The organism is Bacillus sp. AY3-1 (genome assembly GCF_008368785.1).
In the GTDB taxonomy this organism is placed as follows: domain Bacteria; phylum Bacillota; class Bacilli; order Bacillales; family Bacillaceae_G; genus Bacillus_A; species Bacillus_A wiedmannii.
The window spans coordinates 77,423-93,111 of sequence record NZ_QORZ01000017.1 but is presented as its reverse complement, the minus strand read 5'-3'; the positions used below and the strand labels follow the sequence as shown (position 1 = coordinate 93,111).

The 15,689-nt window shown below is 35.8% G+C and carries 17 protein-coding genes; 11 read left to right on the top strand and 6 right to left on the bottom strand.

Translation table 11 applies throughout. From position 1 onward, the window contains the following. Window positions 1–3 precede the first annotated feature (3 nt). From xerD to corA, 6 genes are all read left to right on the top strand, one after another. Window positions 4–894 (top strand): site-specific tyrosine recombinase XerD, encoded by an 891-nt coding sequence (gene xerD, locus DN389_RS15905; protein WP_000390083.1) that lies wholly within the window; start codon window positions 4–6, stop codon window positions 892–894. A 143-nt stretch (window positions 895–1,037) separates the two neighbouring features. Further along, complete coding sequence (locus DN389_RS15900) at window positions 1,038–1,781, top strand: FixH family protein (protein ID WP_060488351.1); 744 nt, start codon at window positions 1,038–1,040, stop codon at window positions 1,779–1,781. Between the two features lie 442 nt (window positions 1,782–2,223). Continuing rightward, a complete protein-coding gene (gene deoB / locus DN389_RS15895; RefSeq protein WP_098189952.1) occupies window positions 2,224–3,408 on the top strand; it encodes a phosphopentomutase in 1,185 nt (394 codons plus the stop codon). Window positions 3,409–3,420: 12 nt separating this feature from the next. Then, window positions 3,421–4,242, top strand: coding sequence for a purine-nucleoside phosphorylase (locus DN389_RS15890; RefSeq protein ID WP_098189953.1), 822 nt, complete (start codon window positions 3,421–3,423; stop codon window positions 4,240–4,242). 7 nt (window positions 4,243–4,249) lie between these two features. Further along, the gene (locus tag DN389_RS15885; protein WP_087985129.1) at window positions 4,250–5,554 is read left to right on the top strand and encodes a pyrimidine-nucleoside phosphorylase; all 1,305 of its coding nucleotides are present in this window, start codon (window positions 4,250–4,252) and stop codon (window positions 5,552–5,554) included. 62 nt (window positions 5,555–5,616) lie between these two features. After that, entirely contained in the window at window positions 5,617–6,579 is a 963-nt protein-coding gene (gene corA / locus DN389_RS15880; protein ID WP_060488448.1) for a magnesium/cobalt transporter CorA, read from the top strand. Window positions 6,580–6,613: 34 nt separating this feature from the next. On the opposite strand, the gene DN389_RS15875 is transcribed toward corA, so the two are convergent. After that, a complete protein-coding gene (locus tag DN389_RS15875; RefSeq protein ID WP_149237360.1) occupies window positions 6,614–7,903 on the bottom strand; it encodes an NCS2 family permease in 1,290 nt (429 codons plus the stop codon). A 134-nt stretch (window positions 7,904–8,037) separates the two neighbouring features. After that, window positions 8,038–8,709, bottom strand: coding sequence for an SIMPL domain-containing protein (locus tag DN389_RS15870; RefSeq protein WP_098189955.1), 672 nt, complete (start codon window positions 8,707–8,709; stop codon window positions 8,038–8,040). Between the two features lie 159 nt (window positions 8,710–8,868). Between DN389_RS15870 and DN389_RS15865 the strand changes: the two genes are divergently transcribed. Continuing rightward, window positions 8,869–9,288 carry a MarR family winged helix-turn-helix transcriptional regulator gene (locus DN389_RS15865; protein ID WP_001003308.1) on the top strand — a complete coding sequence of 140 codons (420 nt, stop codon included), beginning with the start codon at window positions 8,869–8,871 and terminating at the stop codon, window positions 9,286–9,288. A gap of 102 nt (window positions 9,289–9,390) precedes the next feature. After that, window positions 9,391–9,936, top strand: a complete 546-nt coding sequence (locus tag DN389_RS15855) for a hypothetical protein (RefSeq protein WP_000820923.1) — start codon at window positions 9,391–9,393, stop codon at window positions 9,934–9,936. A gap of 24 nt (window positions 9,937–9,960) precedes the next feature. On the opposite strand, the gene DN389_RS15850 is transcribed toward DN389_RS15855, so the two are convergent. Genes DN389_RS15850 through DN389_RS15835 form a run of 4 tightly spaced genes read right to left on the bottom strand, consistent with a single transcriptional unit; the run spans window position 9,961 to window position 13,358 of the window. Continuing rightward, the gene (locus DN389_RS15850) at window positions 9,961–11,025 is read right to left on the bottom strand and encodes an ABC transporter permease subunit (protein WP_098802310.1); all 1,065 of its coding nucleotides are present in this window, start codon (window positions 11,023–11,025) and stop codon (window positions 9,961–9,963) included. 12 nt (window positions 11,026–11,037) lie between these two features. Continuing rightward, window positions 11,038–12,102: an ABC transporter permease gene (locus tag DN389_RS15845; protein ID WP_098189957.1), complete on the bottom strand. Its 1,065-nt coding sequence runs from the start codon at window positions 12,100–12,102 to the stop codon at window positions 11,038–11,040. Then, a complete protein-coding gene (locus DN389_RS15840; RefSeq protein ID WP_046957465.1) occupies window positions 12,092–12,973 on the bottom strand; it encodes an ABC transporter ATP-binding protein in 882 nt (293 codons plus the stop codon). Before DN389_RS15840 ends, DN389_RS15845 begins: the two co-directional genes overlap by 11 nt. Then, a complete protein-coding gene (locus DN389_RS15835; RefSeq protein WP_046957464.1) occupies window positions 12,939–13,358 on the bottom strand; it encodes a GntR family transcriptional regulator in 420 nt (139 codons plus the stop codon). The genes DN389_RS15840 and DN389_RS15835 overlap by 35 nt, the downstream gene beginning before the upstream one ends. A gap of 166 nt (window positions 13,359–13,524) precedes the next feature. Here DN389_RS15835 and dacF point away from each other — a divergent pair, with 166 nt between their 5' ends. The 3 genes from dacF to spoIIAB all read left to right on the top strand — a co-directional run bounded on the left by dacF (window position 13,525) and on the right by spoIIAB (window position 15,677). Then, window positions 13,525–14,715 carry a serine-type D-Ala-D-Ala carboxypeptidase DacF gene (dacF, locus tag DN389_RS15825; protein ID WP_000831992.1) on the top strand — a complete coding sequence of 397 codons (1,191 nt, stop codon included), beginning with the start codon at window positions 13,525–13,527 and terminating at the stop codon, window positions 14,713–14,715. 170 nt (window positions 14,716–14,885) lie between these two features. Further along, window positions 14,886–15,236 (top strand): anti-sigma F factor antagonist, encoded by a 351-nt coding sequence (spoIIAA, locus tag DN389_RS15820; RefSeq protein ID WP_000059133.1) that lies wholly within the window; start codon window positions 14,886–14,888, stop codon window positions 15,234–15,236. Beyond that, window positions 15,237–15,677, top strand: coding sequence for an anti-sigma F factor (gene spoIIAB, locus DN389_RS15815; protein ID WP_001243399.1), 441 nt, complete (start codon window positions 15,237–15,239; stop codon window positions 15,675–15,677). Window positions 15,678–15,689: the final 12 nt, after the last annotated feature.

The following is a 15,689-nucleotide window of genomic DNA, read 5'->3' as shown; positions in this document are numbered from 1 at the left end:
AGATTGGAAGATCAATTAAAAGATTTTATTCATTATATGGTTGTCGAAAAAGGGCTAGCGAAAAATACAGTAGTATCTTATGAACGTGATTTAAAAAGTTATGTAAAGTATTTGCAAAATGTAGAACAGGCGAAAAGCTTTCATGAAGTAACACGCTTGCACATTGTTAATTTTCTGCAGCACTTAAAAGAAAACGGAAAATCTTCGAAAACATTAGCACGTCATATTGCATCGATTCGTTCGTTTCACCAATTTTTACTTCGTGAACGGGCGGTAGAGCACGACCCATCCGTACATATTGAAACGCCGCAAGGAGAACGGAAATTACCGAAAGTACTATCAATCGATGAAGTAGAGGCGTTACTTCAGACACCAAAAATGACGAGTGCTTTTGGGGTTCGTGACAAAGCGATGCTAGAGTTATTGTATGCAACAGGACTTCGTGTTTCGGAATTAATTGCCTTAAATTTAGAAGATGTACATTTAACGATGGGATTTGTTCGTTGCATAGGGAAAGGGAATAAAGAAAGAATTATTCCACTAGGAAGTTTAGCGACGGAAGCGATTCAAAAGTATATTGAAAAGGGAAGAAGAGAATTGATGGGTAAAAAAGTAGTAGATGCACTCTTTTTAAACCATCATGGGAATCGATTATCAAGACAAGGATTTTGGAAAATTTTAAAACGATTGGCGAAAGAAGCAAATATTGAAAAAGAGCTTACACCGCATACGTTGCGCCATTCTTTTGCTACGCATTTATTAGAAAATGGGGCAGACTTGCGTGCTGTGCAAGAAATGCTTGGACATGCAGATATTTCAACGACGCAAATTTATACGCATGTTTCAAAAGCTAGATTAAAAGATGTATATAAACAGTTTCATCCGAGAGCATAGTTACTATGCTCTTTTTTCATAGATTCAAAAGGCTACAGTACTTCACAAAAACTTCACAAACATTTCGTACATTGTTTTCAGCAGAAGACTAGAATATTACAATGTATTTCCTCTATACTAAATAAGGTATGAAGGAGGAAATGATGATGAAAAAACTTATTATGACTGTATTTATCGCGATGCTAGCATTGGCTGGCTGTAATACAAACAAAGAAGAACCGAAAAAAGAACAGAAACTAGAAGCTGTAAAAGTAGCAGTTCAAACAAATCCGAAAGAAATTAAACCTGGTGAAAAAACAGAAGTACAAGCACTTGTTACACAAGGAAAAGAAAAAGTAACAGATGCTGATGATGTAAAGTTTGAAATTTGGAAAGCTGGCGACGAAAAGCACGAGATGTTAGATGGGAAGCATAAAGGAAAAGGTGTTTATGCAGTGGAGAAAACGTTCGAGACGGATGGAGTATACCATATTATCGCTCACACAAATGCACGTGAAATGCATGTTATGCCAGAAGTAAAAGTGGCTGTAGGAAATGCGAAAGTAGAAGATGCGAAAAAAGAAAATAGTGATCACGGTGCAGGGCATGGCGATCATAAAAGCGATACAATGATCCATCTTATGGCTGGTGATATAAAAGCAAATGCTGAATCGACTATGAAAGTTCATTTAAAACAAAAAGAAGAAGCGTTAACTGGTGCTGAAGTACAACTTGAGATTTGGAAAGATGGTGTTGAAAAACACGAATTTATTCCAGCGAAAGAAGGAAATAAAGGAGAGTATGAAACGAAACATACTTTCAAAGAAAATGGTTCTTACAAAGTGAAAGTTCATGTTAAAAAAGGCGAACTACATGAACATAAAGAAGAAACAGTAGAAGTAAAATAAAAAGCAGCTCTTTAGAGCTGCTTTTTATTTTTATTCCGTAAACGTCAAATTGATGAGGGCTTATAATCAGTGGAGAAGAACTAAACTCCTACTAATCAAAGTTTCACTTTATATGAAGAAATAAATCATAAAATAATTAGCACTTATTTGCATAATGGATTACAATAGAAGTGTGAAGAAAATGAGAAATTCTACGAAAATGTATTAAAAAGAAAGCGTAAACATGTTATGATATCTGTATCAGATGTCTGACATCTGACTTAGAAAAAACTAGAAATGTTTTTGAGTCGTTTCGAAGTAAACGAAATAGGTTAGAGAATCAATTAAAGAAGTACTGTTTGACAATGAGAACGAAAGAGAATTCTTATGGAGAACAGTTTCACTTTATAGCGTTTTGAACATACTACAAGAAGTAGAACTGAACTTATAGGAGGTCGCAGTTATGAATAAATATAAACGTATATTCCTAGTCGTAATGGATTCTGTTGGAATCGGTGAAGCACCAGATGCTGAACAATTTGGTGATTTAGGATCTGACACAATTGGTCACATTGCTGAACATATGAATGGGTTACAAATGCCTAACATGGTGAAATTAGGCCTTGGTAACATTCGTGAAATGAAAGGTATCTCTAAAGTAGAAAAACCGCTTGGATATTATACAAAAATGCAAGAAAAATCTACTGGTAAAGATACAATGACAGGACACTGGGAAATCATGGGCCTTTACATTGATACACCATTCCAAGTGTTCCCTGAAGGATTCCCGAAAGAATTACTTGATGAATTAGAAGAAAAAACAGGCCGTAAAATTATCGGTAATAAGCCAGCTTCTGGAACTGAAATTCTTGATGAACTTGGTCAAGAGCAAATGGAAACAGGATCTTTAATCGTTTACACTTCTGCTGATAGCGTATTACAAATCGCAGCACACGAAGAAGTAGTGCCGCTTGATGAGTTATATAAAATTTGTAAAATTGCACGTGAATTAACGTTAGATGAGAAATACATGGTAGGACGTGTTATCGCTCGTCCGTTCGTTGGAGAGCCAGGAAACTTCAAACGTACACCAAATCGTCATGACTATGCGTTAAAACCATTTGGTCGCACAGTAATGAATGAACTAAAAGATAGCGATTATGATGTAATTGCTATTGGTAAAATCTCTGACATTTATGATGGAGAAGGGGTAACTGAATCACTTCGTACGAAATCAAATATGGATGGAATGGACAAGCTTGTAGATACATTAAACATGGACTTTACAGGTCTTAGCTTCTTAAACTTAGTTGACTTTGATGCATTATTCGGTCACCGTCGTGATCCACAAGGATATGGAGAAGCTCTGCAAGAATATGATGCACGTCTTCCAGAAGTATTCGAAAAACTACAAGAAGATGATTTATTATTAATTACAGCAGACCATGGTAATGATCCAGTACATCCTGGTACTGATCATACACGTGAATATGTACCGTTATTAGCATATAGCCCAAGCATGAAAGATGGCGGACAAGAATTATCAATTCGCCAAACATTTGCTGATATTGGTGCAACGGTAGCAGAAAACTTCGGCGTGAAAATGCCAGAACACGGAACAAGCTTCTTAAACGAGCTAAAGAAATAGGGGGATAAACAAATGAATCGTGAACTTATTACAAAATCAGCTTCATACTTAAAAGAGAAATTTCAAGAAACGCCACAAGTAGGACTAATCCTTGGATCTGGACTAGGTGTATTAGCAGATGAAATCGAGAACGCAGTAACAGTACCTTACAGTGAAATCCCTGAATTCCCAGTATCAACTGTAGAAGGTCATGCAGGTCAACTAATATTCGGTACACTTCAAGGTGTAACAGTAGTAGCAATGCAAGGACGTTTCCACTTCTATGAAGGATACGACATGCAAAAAGTAACATTCCCAGTTCGTGTTATGAAAGAACTAGGTGTAGAAACAGTTGTTGTAACAAATGCAGCTGGTGGTGTAAATACATCATTTGAGCCAGGCGATCTTATGTTAATTTCAGACCACATTAACTTCATGGGTACAAATCCATTAATCGGACCGAATGATTCTGAAATGGGCGTACGTTTCCCTGATATGTCTACATCATATACGACAGAACTTCGTGAAATGGCGAAACAAGTTGCAGCGGACTTAAATATTAAAGTACAAGAAGGTGTATACGTTGGAATGACAGGTCCTGTATATGAAACACCTGCTGAAATTCGTATGCTTCGTACACTTGGCGGAGATGCAGTTGGTATGTCAACAGTACCTGAAGTAATTGTAGCGCGTCATGCTGGTATGAAAGTACTTGGTATTTCTTGTATTTCAAATATGGCAGCTGGTATTTTAGATCAGCCACTTCATCACGATGAAGTAATCGAAACGACAGAACGTGTTAAAGCTAACTTCTTAGCATTAGTAAAAGCAATCGTAAAACAAATGAAGGGGTGACCTCACAATGAGAATGGTGGACCTAATTGCAAAAAAACGTGACGGACATGCATTAACGACAGAAGAAATTAACTTTATTGTTGAAGGATATACGAATGGTGATATTCCTGATTACCAAGTAAGTTCACTTGCAATGGCAATTTTCTTCCAAGATATGAACGATCAAGAACGTGCTGATTTAACTATGGCAATGGTAAATAGCGGTGATACAATCGACTTATCAGCTATTGAAGGGGTAAAAGTAGATAAGCACTCAACAGGTGGTGTTGGTGATACAACAACACTTGTGTTAGGTCCATTAGTAGCCGCTTTAGGTGTACCGGTTGCAAAAATGTCTGGACGTGGGTTAGGACATACTGGTGGTACAATTGATAAATTAGAAGCAGTTCCAGGATTCCATGTTGAAATCGAAAATGATGAATTCATGCGACTTGTAAATGAAAACAAAATCGCAGTTATTGGTCAAAGTGGAAACTTAACACCTGCGGATAAAAAGTTATATGCACTTCGTGATGTAACGGCAACAGTAAACTCAATTCCGCTTATTGCAAGTTCGATTATGAGTAAAAAAATTGCTGCTGGTGCAGATGCAATTGTTCTTGATGTAAAAACTGGAGCAGGTGCATTTATGAAAACAGATGAAGATGCAAAACGTTTAGCAGAAGCAATGGTGCGCATTGGTAATAACGTTGGTCGTAATACGATGGCTGTTATTTCTGATATGAGTCAACCACTTGGTGAGGCGATTGGTAACGCACTTGAAGTACAAGAAGCAATTGATACATTACAAGGTAAGGGGCCGAAAGATTTAGAAGAGTTATGTTTAACACTTGGAAGTCAAATGGTATACCTTGCTGGACAAGCTTCATCTTTAGAAGATGCACGTGAGAAATTAATTGAAGTAATGAACAACGGTAAAGCGCTAGAATCATTTAAAACGTTCTTATCAGCGCAAGGCGGCGATGCTTCTGTTGTTGATGATCCTTCTAAATTACCACAAGCACAGTTTAAAATTGAAGTAGAAGCGAAGGAAGACGGTTATGTATCAGAAATCGTTGCAGATGAAATCGGAACAGCAGCAATGCTTTTAGGAGCAGGACGTGCGACGAAGGAATCTGAAATTGATTTAGCAGTTGGCTTAATGCTTCGCAAAAAAGTAGGGGACAGCGTGAAAAAAGGTGAATCCCTTGTTACAATTTACGCAAACCGTGAAAATGTGGACGATGTAAAAGCAAAAATTTATGAGAACATGAAGATTGCTAACGAACATGTAGATGCACCAACATTAGTGCACGGCATCGTTACCGAATAATAAAAAAGGGCCAAGGAGTATTTCTCCTTGGCTTTTTTTGCTATTTTTTGTTTATAATAATAATGGGTGAAATTATGATTAGAATTTGTGCAATAACAAAAACAGATGAAGTATTATATGATGTTTCGCTAGAAGAAACAACGAAAGACCATATTGTATGGTATTGGCTAGATTTATATAAGCCAACGAAAGAAGAGTATACATACATTTTGCAAGATCATTTTAAGTTCCATCCCCTTGCAATTGAAGACTGTATAGAATATGTACAGAGACCAAAAGTTGATTTTTATGATGGATATAACTTTTTAGTTCTTCATGCATTTGGTGAGGATGGATTAGAACCGCACGAGATTGATTTATTTATTAGTGATCGTTTTATTGTTTCTTTCCACTTTTCTCATAACAATGCAATCGAAAGAGTATGGAAAACACTTGGGGAAAAGAAGCGTATTAAAAATAGTCCTTTACACGTAGCGCATACAATTATCGACCAAATTGTAGATGACTATTTTGCGCCTGTATATTACATTGAGGATCATTTAAATGCAATTGATGATAATTTAACGGGTGAGACAGCAGGAAGTGTATTAGAAGAAGTATTTGATATACGTACAGATTTATCGAAGCTAAGGCGCACAATCATTCCGATGCGTGATTTATTGTATCGTATTTTAAATTCGACTCGTTTTTACGGTATAAGTGATCATGAGATTTACTTTAAAGATATACATGACCATTTGCTTAAACTGACAGAAATGATTGAAGCAAGCCGCGAGTTAACGGCAGATATTCGGGATAGCTATTTTTCATTAAACTCACATCATATGAATAACATTATGAAAACATTAACTGTATTCTCGACTATTTTCATGCCATTAACATTTATTGCGGGAGTATACGGAATGAACTTTACGCATATGCCAGAGCTTGGTGGACAATATAGTTATTTTATTTGTCTACTTCTTATGGCGCTAATTGGCGGTGGGATGATGGCTTGGTTTTATAAAAAAGGATGGTTTAAGTAAAAAAACACCGAGGAAAATTCCTCGGTGTTTTTACTTAACCAATAGCATGTAATACGAACATGGCTAAGAATAAGCATGTAACGATATACATAGACGGTGCGACTTCTTTACGCTTTCCAAGAGCAACTTTTAAGATAGGATAAGCAATAAATCCGAACGCAATGCCATCAGCGATACTATATGTGAGCGGGATCATGACGATAATTAAGAACGCTGGAAATCCTTCTGAAAAATCGTTCAGAGGAATTTGCTGAATGCTTGTAATCATCAGGCCGCCAATAATAATTAAGATTGGTGCAATGGCACTATCAGGAATTAGTTTCACAAACGGAAGTGCAAACAGTGATGCGAAGAATAACAATCCTGTAACGATAGACGTCAGACCTGTCTTTCCGCCTGCAGTAATACCTGCAGCACTCTCTACTGTTGATACGGTAGGGCTTGTGCCAAATAGACCACATGTCATTGCTGAAATTGCATTGGCTTGGTAAGCACGTGGGAATTTACGGTCATCTTCTAATAAACCGTGCAGAAGTCCCATGTTCTCAAAAATAAGCACCATGCTTAAGGAGAATGTTGCAATCCAAAACGGTAAGGAAGAAAGTTTGCCAAATGACATAGCTCCAAACACATCGCCGTAATTAGCGAATGAGAATGAACTATTTCTGATTTGACTTGTATCAACAAGACCAAATAGCCATGCAATACCAGTTCCTATTGCAATCGTCCATAAAAAGCTTCCACGTACGTTACGAATAAATAGTACAAGTGCAACGATAAGAGTAAGTAGTGTCGCAAGAACGACAGGGTTACTTAATTTACCCATTGCAACAGCAGTATTTGGATTCGAAACGACTAAACCACCTTTTTGCAATCCGATAAATGCTAAAAATAATCCGATGCCGACAGTAATAGCTTCCTTTAATGACTTTGGAATCGATACTGAAAGCAAGCGAGCGATTGGTGTAAACGCAGCAATTGCAAAAATAATACCAGAGATGAAGACAGCTGCTAATGCTTCCTGCCAAGCTAATCCGAGCGTATGCACAGCAGTGTACGTGAAGAATGCATTTACGCCCATACCAGGGACAAGAATAGCAGGTGCATTTGCCCAAAATGCCATGAGCAGACATCCGACAAATGAACTGAAAACAGTTGCTAAAATTCCAGCTTCAAGAGGAATGCCAGCATCCGATAAAATTGATGCATTTACAATCATAATATATACGATTGTGAAAAATGACGTAACTCCAGCTAAAACTTCTTGTTTTGGTGATGTTTCGTGTAAACCTAATTTAAATGTTCTTTCAAGTATTCCTTTCATGTTAAACCTTCTTTTTCATATCCCTCTCCCACCCGTGATATCTCTTTTGTAAGAGCTCACCGTCCTTTATTATATCAGAACATCATGTTTTTACAACAAGGAAAATGATAACGTTTACTTATAAAAGAAATTATTTATAAATACGTAAAAATGGCTCGTATTGTTGAAATGATTTCTAATTCTCCCGATTGAATGGGTGGAGCTGCTTGCGCATGTAAAGTAGCATAGGACGTCACTTCCCTTGGTAATTGGGCGGATTCTTCAACGAATGAGAGTGGAACTGGATTAATGTTTAAATTGTATGTACTCGCAATAGCACGAGCTTTTTCTACCGCTTGTTGCAGAGCTTGAATGAGAGCTTGCTCATAATATTTATTTGGATGAGATATTCGAAAACGTAACCCTTTTGCTAAGTTTGCTCCATTTGAAACGGCTATATCATATACTTCCCCTGCTTTTTGTACATTTAAAACGGTAATTTCATACAAATGTTCCACACGATATCCTTGTAGTAATGCTTTATCATTTACATATTCGTACTGGGGCGTAATCGTATATGAAATGGTTTCTATATTTTTGTCGGCAATACCTAGTTGTTTTAGTGCATCTAATAATTGTTTTGATTGCATTGCATTCTCTTCTTGTGCCTGTTTTACATTTTTATGATCTGTACGAATACCAATCGTTAATATAACAACATTTGGTTTTGCTTTTACAACGCCTTCACCTTGTACCGTAATGGTAGCTTCTTTACCAGTATTAGCTGTACGTACGTTGTGTAAATAAGGATTCATTCCACCTTGCATCTTCCATCACCATCCTTATTTATATGTATATGTGTGAACAAAAAAGAAATTTGTATGAAAAAGTTACATAAATGAGAATGTTAAAGGAAGAAAGCATATACAATAAGGGTATTTATAGATTATAATATGTGTAAATATGATAAAAAAGGGACGAGGCTAGTGAACGAAAAAAGAGAAACACTGATTTTAGAGTTATCCGGATCATTTCGAAAGATGATACGTTTATTACAAAATGATATTAATACACGTTTTGCAGAACATATGCCATACAATGAATTTTCTGTATTACGCGCGTTATTTTTAAAGAGTCCACAGATGGCTTCGCAAATTGCGAGTGAAGTAAACGTAACCTCTAGTCATATTACAGCTGTTACTGATCGTCTCGTACGAAAAGGGTTTGTAGAAAGAAAGCGTTCAAATTCAGACCGTCGTATCGTGTACCTAGAAATTACAGAACACGGAAGAGAAGTAACTGAAAAACTTGAAGCTGTGCGTAAAGAATATTATAAAGAGAAATTTAAAGGTTGGAGCGACCAAGAAATCGAAATGGTGTTAGAGCTATTTGGCCGCGTATTATAATAAATGAGGATAGGAAGCGAAAGCTTTCCTATCCTTTTTCTTTTGAATAAAAACATTTTGAAACTCCAATACTTTAATTAAAAAGAATCGGAGTGAAAAATTATGAAACGTATTTGTACGCTTTTCATTATGATTGGAAGTTTTTTCTGCTTTAATCAGTTCGCGGATGCGGCTACGCCTCTTCAAGTCGTTCAAAAAGAATTACAACATATTTCAAATAAGCAACCTGTTTTATATTCAAAGCTATGGATTCGTTCAATGCAGAATGCTATTTTATTTCATCATAGTGATAACATTCGGCATGAAGATACGATAAGCAATGTGACAAAGTCTTCTCTTATAAAAGTAAAACAGCTTCCACTTCAGAAAGCATCGCAGTATATCCCGAGATTATCGCAATATATTTCTAAGTTTGAAGCTGAGAATGTGCAAGTGTACTATGTTGCAGCTCGTTATGAAGTGAAAAAAGAAAATCCGTATCAGTTAAATGGAATGAATTATTTTATGCAAGTGTTTATTCAACAAGGGGGAGAATGGAGAATTGCTGAAAGCATAGTCGCTCCAACAGATCAAATTGTAGCAAATGGTGACGGGTTTGGAACGAAGCAAGAAAAAGAGTATGGGAAAAGAAGAGAGAATGTGAAATAACCTCCTCATCGAGAGGAGGTTATTTTATTTAAAATTCCAAGAGACTTTCCATTTTAATATTTTAGGTAGGAAGAAATACGTAATGAAACTAGTCACCAAAAATCCGATGTAAAAGCTGGACAATGAATGCGCGCGACTTAGCATTAAGCCTCCAACGATTCCACCAAAGAAAATCGCACAAGCCATAACTACTTTTTGTAGTTTCGGATATAATAAGTAGTTACCATTTCGCTCATTGACTGAACGGACATATAAATATATACCGAGTGATAATAAAATAATAATATGTGCAATAGGTGCAATCAATGTTTTTGCCGGCGGAATCTTTGTAAAGTTCGGTTCATTATGACGTACTCCATCCTCATCGGTATAAGCATTTTGAGGATCGTAATCAAAGCGAATAGTAAACTCTTCTGTTGGACCAGAAATACGTATGTTTTCCATAATATCATGTATACTGCCATTGTTTTCATGAAAGTCGGCATTCGAGTGAACAGCAATGACTCCTGAGATAAGTGATGGAAGTAAAGCTGGGAAGATTAATATAACTGCAGTGAGAAATCCTTGCGATATAATATTCCCTGCAATTGTACCTACACATAAGGTAAGTGTATAAATAGCGATTAATACAATTAACATGTATATAAAATAACTATGAAAGGGGGAAAATACTTGATATTTATTATGAAAAGTTACCTTTTTCATAATAGCAAATAGTCCCCAGTTTAAAACGACAACAGCGGCGATATTACAGATTCCAAACAACCACTTTGTTATATAAAGTTGTGAACGTTTAAAGGGCATAGACCATAACAAGTCGCTAGAGTTATTTTGTCTTTCCCATCCAATTAACGTACAAGCTAGAACGATCAGTACGCTACCTAACAGCATGACAGGATCTAGAAGTTTTAAATCAAAGTGATAATGATATACATAGTTCCATTTTTTATTGTCATTTAGAAAGTGTTGCTGTTGAATAGAAGTCATATAGTATTTATATGACAAAGTATAGAAGCTGACGAGCCAAAATAACCATACAACATATTTACTTTGTTGATATGTTCTTAGCCATAGTGCTTTTTGAAACATAGGATCTCTCCTTTAAAAAACTTTATAATTTGTTAGGCGTGATAATATAACATAAGTAATGATTCCAGTTAGAAACAAACCGATATAGTAGCTAGGTAAGAAATTAAAATTGTTTATTTTATAGCCGCCTAGTAATGCAAAGTAAATGGTTGTCCCCCATATCCATATTTTTAAATGCTTTTGGAAAATAAATATCTTTTGACCGTTTTCATTTGGCGATCGTGTATATAAATATGTCCCAAGTAGTAAATAAAATATCGTATAGAAAATAGGGACTAACATTGACTTGGCTGAATAATATATATGAGATGCTGGATCTCTTAAAGCAGTTGGATTGTTTTCGATCTTACGGGATTCCGGATCATAGTAATAAGTGATAGAAAAGTGATTAATTGGTGCAACTATATTTGTTTTTTGATTGATTTCATAAAGTTGTCGATATAAGTTTTCATTTTTAATATCTGCAGCGTACAAATGGTTTGTTGTAAAAGTGTATAGTAATGTAATAAATGTAACCCCTGCTAGTAACCACGGAATACAAAAAACAATCTGTGAAACAACACTGCCAGTAAAAGTACCGATACATAGAGCAGCTGTATAGACTGCAACATAAGAAACAATTGCATAAAGAAAGTATCGATGAAACGGACTGAATGATTGGTAATCAAAATGAATGGTTGTTCTATAAATAACATACATAAGAATCCAATTTATAAGTAACGAGCTTACAATACAAAAGGAACCGAAAGCCCATTTAGATAAGAAAACATGTTTTCTTTTAATCGGCATCGTCATAAGTAGTGTATTAGATTGGTTGCTACGTTCCCATCCTATCAATAAGCAGGCTAAAGCAATGATAAGAACAGTTAACAAAAAACTATTACCTTCTCCTGAAGAAAAGGTATAAAAATAATAATACTGTTTCCCTTTTTCTTGTAATTCGTAATATTTATCGAGTTCCATCTGAGCGCTTCTATAGTATCCGAAAGATAAAAGGTAAAGCGAACTAAAGAAGAATAGCAACACAGCATATTTCCCGCGCTTCCAATTCCACATCCACAACGCCTTATGAAACATACCCATCCTCCTCTAGTGTCGTAACGAAGACATCTTCAAGTGACATTGTTAATTCTTCAATGAGTATAGGTTGTTCTTTATAAAACTTCTCCAGTGTTGCAGCCACATTTCCCTCAATTAAGATTGTATATACTTTTCCTGTTTGATTTAATATTTTAATATTGCTTAAGTTTTCTAGTTTTTGAGGTAATGAACGTTCGTAAGCTACTTGTATTTTTGCAAATCGTGATTTGGCATCGTCTAGTGATGTAATAGAAGATATAGTATGGCCTTTTAATATAATAATTGTATCTGCAATTTGTTCCACTTCATCTAAATGGTGAGTTGAGATGAAAATGGTAATCTCTTTTTCTGCAACTTCTCCAACGAGAAACTGCAAAATCTGCCTTTTAACGATAGGATCAAGTCCGTTTGTCGGTTCATCCAAAATGATATATTCTGCTTTTGTAGAAACGGCTAAAATGATGGCAAGTAATGCTTTCATCCCTTTTGAATAACTACGAATTCGTTTGTTTGGTAAGTTAAAACGTTCTAACAGTTCATAGAAATATGCTTCATCAAATGCGGTATAAACTTCTTTATAAAACTTTACAATTTCTTTTACCGTATATCCGTTCAGTATGTTAGTAGAATCCGGAACATATACGATTTTTTGCTTTATTTCAGGACACTGATGAATGTTTGTATCCTCATATGTAACAGTCCCTGCATCAGGGTCTAAAATGCCGACCATCGTTCGTAATAAAGTTGTTTTCCCCGCACCGTTTCTTCCAAGTAATCCGATGATACTTCCTTTTTGTAATGTGAAAGAAACATCGTCTAAAATTGTTTGATTATCAATTGTTTTCTTGAGGCTTGTCACTTTCAGCATCCGTATTTCCTCCAATCTCTTTATAGTATGAATCTATCCAATCATGAATTTTATCTTTCGTAATACCAAGATAAGAGGCTTCTAATAGTAATTGATGAAATTGCTTTTCAACCATAGCGATTTTCCTTTCGTCTAATGTTGGGGTAATCGATTGGGATACAAATGTTCCTTTTCCTCGTAATGTTTCAATAATCCCTTGTCGCTCTAACTCTTGATACGCTTTACTTACTGTATTTGGATTTATAACGAGTAAAGAAGCGAGTTCGCGTACAGAAGGAAGTTTATCACTTGGAGCTAACATGTTTTTCAATACGAGTTCTTTTATATTTTGAACAATTTGTTCCCATATCGGAGTGTTGCTTCTTGGATCAAGTTGAATATGCAAGAGCAATGTCTCCTTTCTGACTTGTATTAAGTGTACTACTGTATGTAATACACTTAATACAATATAGGTGATGAATATATTTGTCAACTGAAAATATTAGAAAAATATGGTATTAAAAAATAATAAATTGGAAAAAATAGGTTTGATATAGAATGGAGGGTTAGTCATGAAGCGAGTTTTTGGAATACTTGTTTGTTTCATGTTATTGCTTTCTGGTACTTCAGTTAGTTTCGCACAATCTGAGAAGACGAAGCAGGAAAAAACAGAAGAAACAACGCCGAAGTTAGCGGAACAAGCGTCATCAGCAATTGTAATTGAACAAGATACAGGTAAAGTTTTGTTTGATAAAAATCCAAATGAGAAGTTACCACCTGCTAGTATGACGAAGATTATGACAATGCTATTAATTATGGAACAAGTTGAAAAAGGAAAACTAAAGCTGACCGATAAAGTTAGAGCAAGTGAGCATGCAGCTTCAATGGGTGGATCACAAATCTTTTTAGAGCCTGGAGAAGAGATGACTGTAAATGAAATGCTAAAAGGTATTGCTATTGCATCTGGAAATGATGCGTCTGTTGCAGTAGCGGAGCATATCGCGGGTTCAGAAGAAGGTTTTGTAAATATGATGAACAAAAAAGCGAAAGATTTAGGACTGAAAAATACTCATTTTCAAAATCCAACAGGTCTTCCGGCTAAAGACCATTATTCCACAGCAAATGATATGGCTATAATGGCAAAAGAATTGATGAAGTACCCACTTATTCGCAAATATACAGGTAAATACGAAGACTATTTACGTGAAGATACGGATAAGAAGTTTTGGCTTGTGAATACGAATAAGTTAGTACGTTTTTATCCTGGAGTAGATGGTGTGAAAACGGGCTTTACGACAGAAGCAAAATATTGTTTAACAGCATCGGCTGAAAAGAATGGGATGCGTGTTATTTCAGTTGTTATGGGAGCACCTACATCGAAAGAACGGAATAATCAAGTAACAAAGCTTCTTGACTATGCATTTGGACAATATATGACAAAGAAATTGTATACACGAGGAGAAAAAATTAAGACTGTACAAGTAGGAAAAGGGAAAAAAGAAAAAGTAGATTTAGTTGCGTCAGACAATGTGTCTCTTCTTATGAAGAAGGGTGAAAATATGGATAAAGTAAAGCAAGAAGTAATTGCTGAAAAGAAAGTGAAAGCGCCGATTAAAAAAGGTGACGCGCTTGGTACACTTGTTATTAAAAAAGATAAAGATGTTTTATTAAAACAAACAATTGTAGCAAAAGAAGATGTTGCTGCAGCAAGCTGGTGGGAGTTATTTAAAAGAAGTTTTGGGATGTTTTCAACATCAAAATAGCGGCAAATATTTTCCCGCTTTTCTATTCGTATGAAAGTAAATAATTGCCGAATGGTTTCACTTTATGGCGAAATAGTTCTTCTTTTGTCAGTAGGAAGGATTCTTATGTTGTATCACGAAAATCTTTATGTATGTAAATGAGTAAAGTTTGAGCATAAGGAGGAAATCGTGTGAGTCTTTCCATGCAATTAGAAGTAAAGCGTGACGTCCTATGTGTGAGACTAGCGGGTGAATTAGATCATCATACTGCTGAAGAGTTGCGAACGAAAGTAACAGATATGATTGAGACACATGGTGTTCATCATATTGTTTTGAGCCTAGAGAACTTATCGTTTATGGATAGTTCTGGTTTAGGTGTTATATTAGGCCGATATAAGCATGTAAAGGGATTAGGTGGAGAAATGGTTGTTTGTGCAATTTCACCGCCTGTTAAACGTTTATTTGAAATGTCGGGCTTATTTAAAATTGTTCGCTTAGAAGAAAGTGAAGCGCATGCGCTCGCGACGTTGGGGGTGGCATAAATGAGAAATGAAATGAACCTTCAATTTTCAGCATTAAGTCAAAATGAATCGTTCGCTCGCGTTACAGTAGCTGCTTTCATTGCGCAACTAGACCCAACGATGGAAGAACTTACGGAGATTAAAACGGTTGTGTCAGAAGCAGTTACGAATGCAATTATTCATGGGTACGAAGGAAATGCAGAAGGTGTTGTTTATATTTCTGTAATTTTGGAAGAAGCAATGGTGAAACTCACGATTCGAGATGAAGGGATTGGCATCTTTGATTTAGATGAAGCAAGACAACCCCTTTTTACAACTAAACCTGAATTAGAGCGTTCGGGAATGGGATTTACTATCATGGAAAATTTTATGGATGAAGTAGAAGTTATTTCAAACGAATCTTTCGGGACAACAATCCATTTGACAAAATACTTATCAAATAGTAACGCTCTATGCAATTAAGGAGAATAGCCT

Excerpts from the sequence above, each read along its gene's own strand:
- DN389_RS15845 (WP_098189957.1), bottom strand. The coding sequence starts at position 12,102 with ATGTTTCATAAGGCGTTGTGGATGTGGAATTGGAAGCGCGGGAAATAT.
- DN389_RS15840 (WP_046957465.1), bottom strand. The coding sequence starts at position 12,973 with ATGCTGAAAGTGACAAGCCTCAAGAAAACAATTGATAATCAAACAATT.
- dacF (WP_000831992.1), top strand. The coding sequence starts at position 13,525 with ATGAAGCGAGTTTTTGGAATACTTGTTTGTTTCATGTTATTGCTTTCT.
- DN389_RS15855 (WP_000820923.1), top strand. The coding sequence starts at position 9,391 with ATGAAACGTATTTGTACGCTTTTCATTATGATTGGAAGTTTTTTCTGC.
- DN389_RS15885 (WP_087985129.1), top strand. The coding sequence starts at position 4,250 with ATGAGAATGGTGGACCTAATTGCAAAAAAACGTGACGGACATGCATTA.
- DN389_RS15900 (WP_060488351.1), top strand. The coding sequence starts at position 1,038 with ATGATGAAAAAACTTATTATGACTGTATTTATCGCGATGCTAGCATTG.
- deoB (WP_098189952.1), top strand. The coding sequence starts at position 2,224 with ATGAATAAATATAAACGTATATTCCTAGTCGTAATGGATTCTGTTGGA.
- DN389_RS15875 (WP_149237360.1), bottom strand. The coding sequence starts at position 7,903 with ATGAAAGGAATACTTGAAAGAACATTTAAATTAGGTTTACACGAAACA.
- DN389_RS15850 (WP_098802310.1), bottom strand. The coding sequence starts at position 11,025 with ATGTTTCAAAAAGCACTATGGCTAAGAACATATCAACAAAGTAAATAT.
- spoIIAB (WP_001243399.1), top strand. The coding sequence starts at position 15,237 with ATGAGAAATGAAATGAACCTTCAATTTTCAGCATTAAGTCAAAATGAA.
- DN389_RS15890 (WP_098189953.1), top strand. The coding sequence starts at position 3,421 with ATGAATCGTGAACTTATTACAAAATCAGCTTCATACTTAAAAGAGAAA.
- corA (WP_060488448.1), top strand. The coding sequence starts at position 5,617 with ATGGGTGAAATTATGATTAGAATTTGTGCAATAACAAAAACAGATGAA.
- DN389_RS15870 (WP_098189955.1), bottom strand. The coding sequence starts at position 8,709 with ATGCAAGGTGGAATGAATCCTTATTTACACAACGTACGTACAGCTAAT.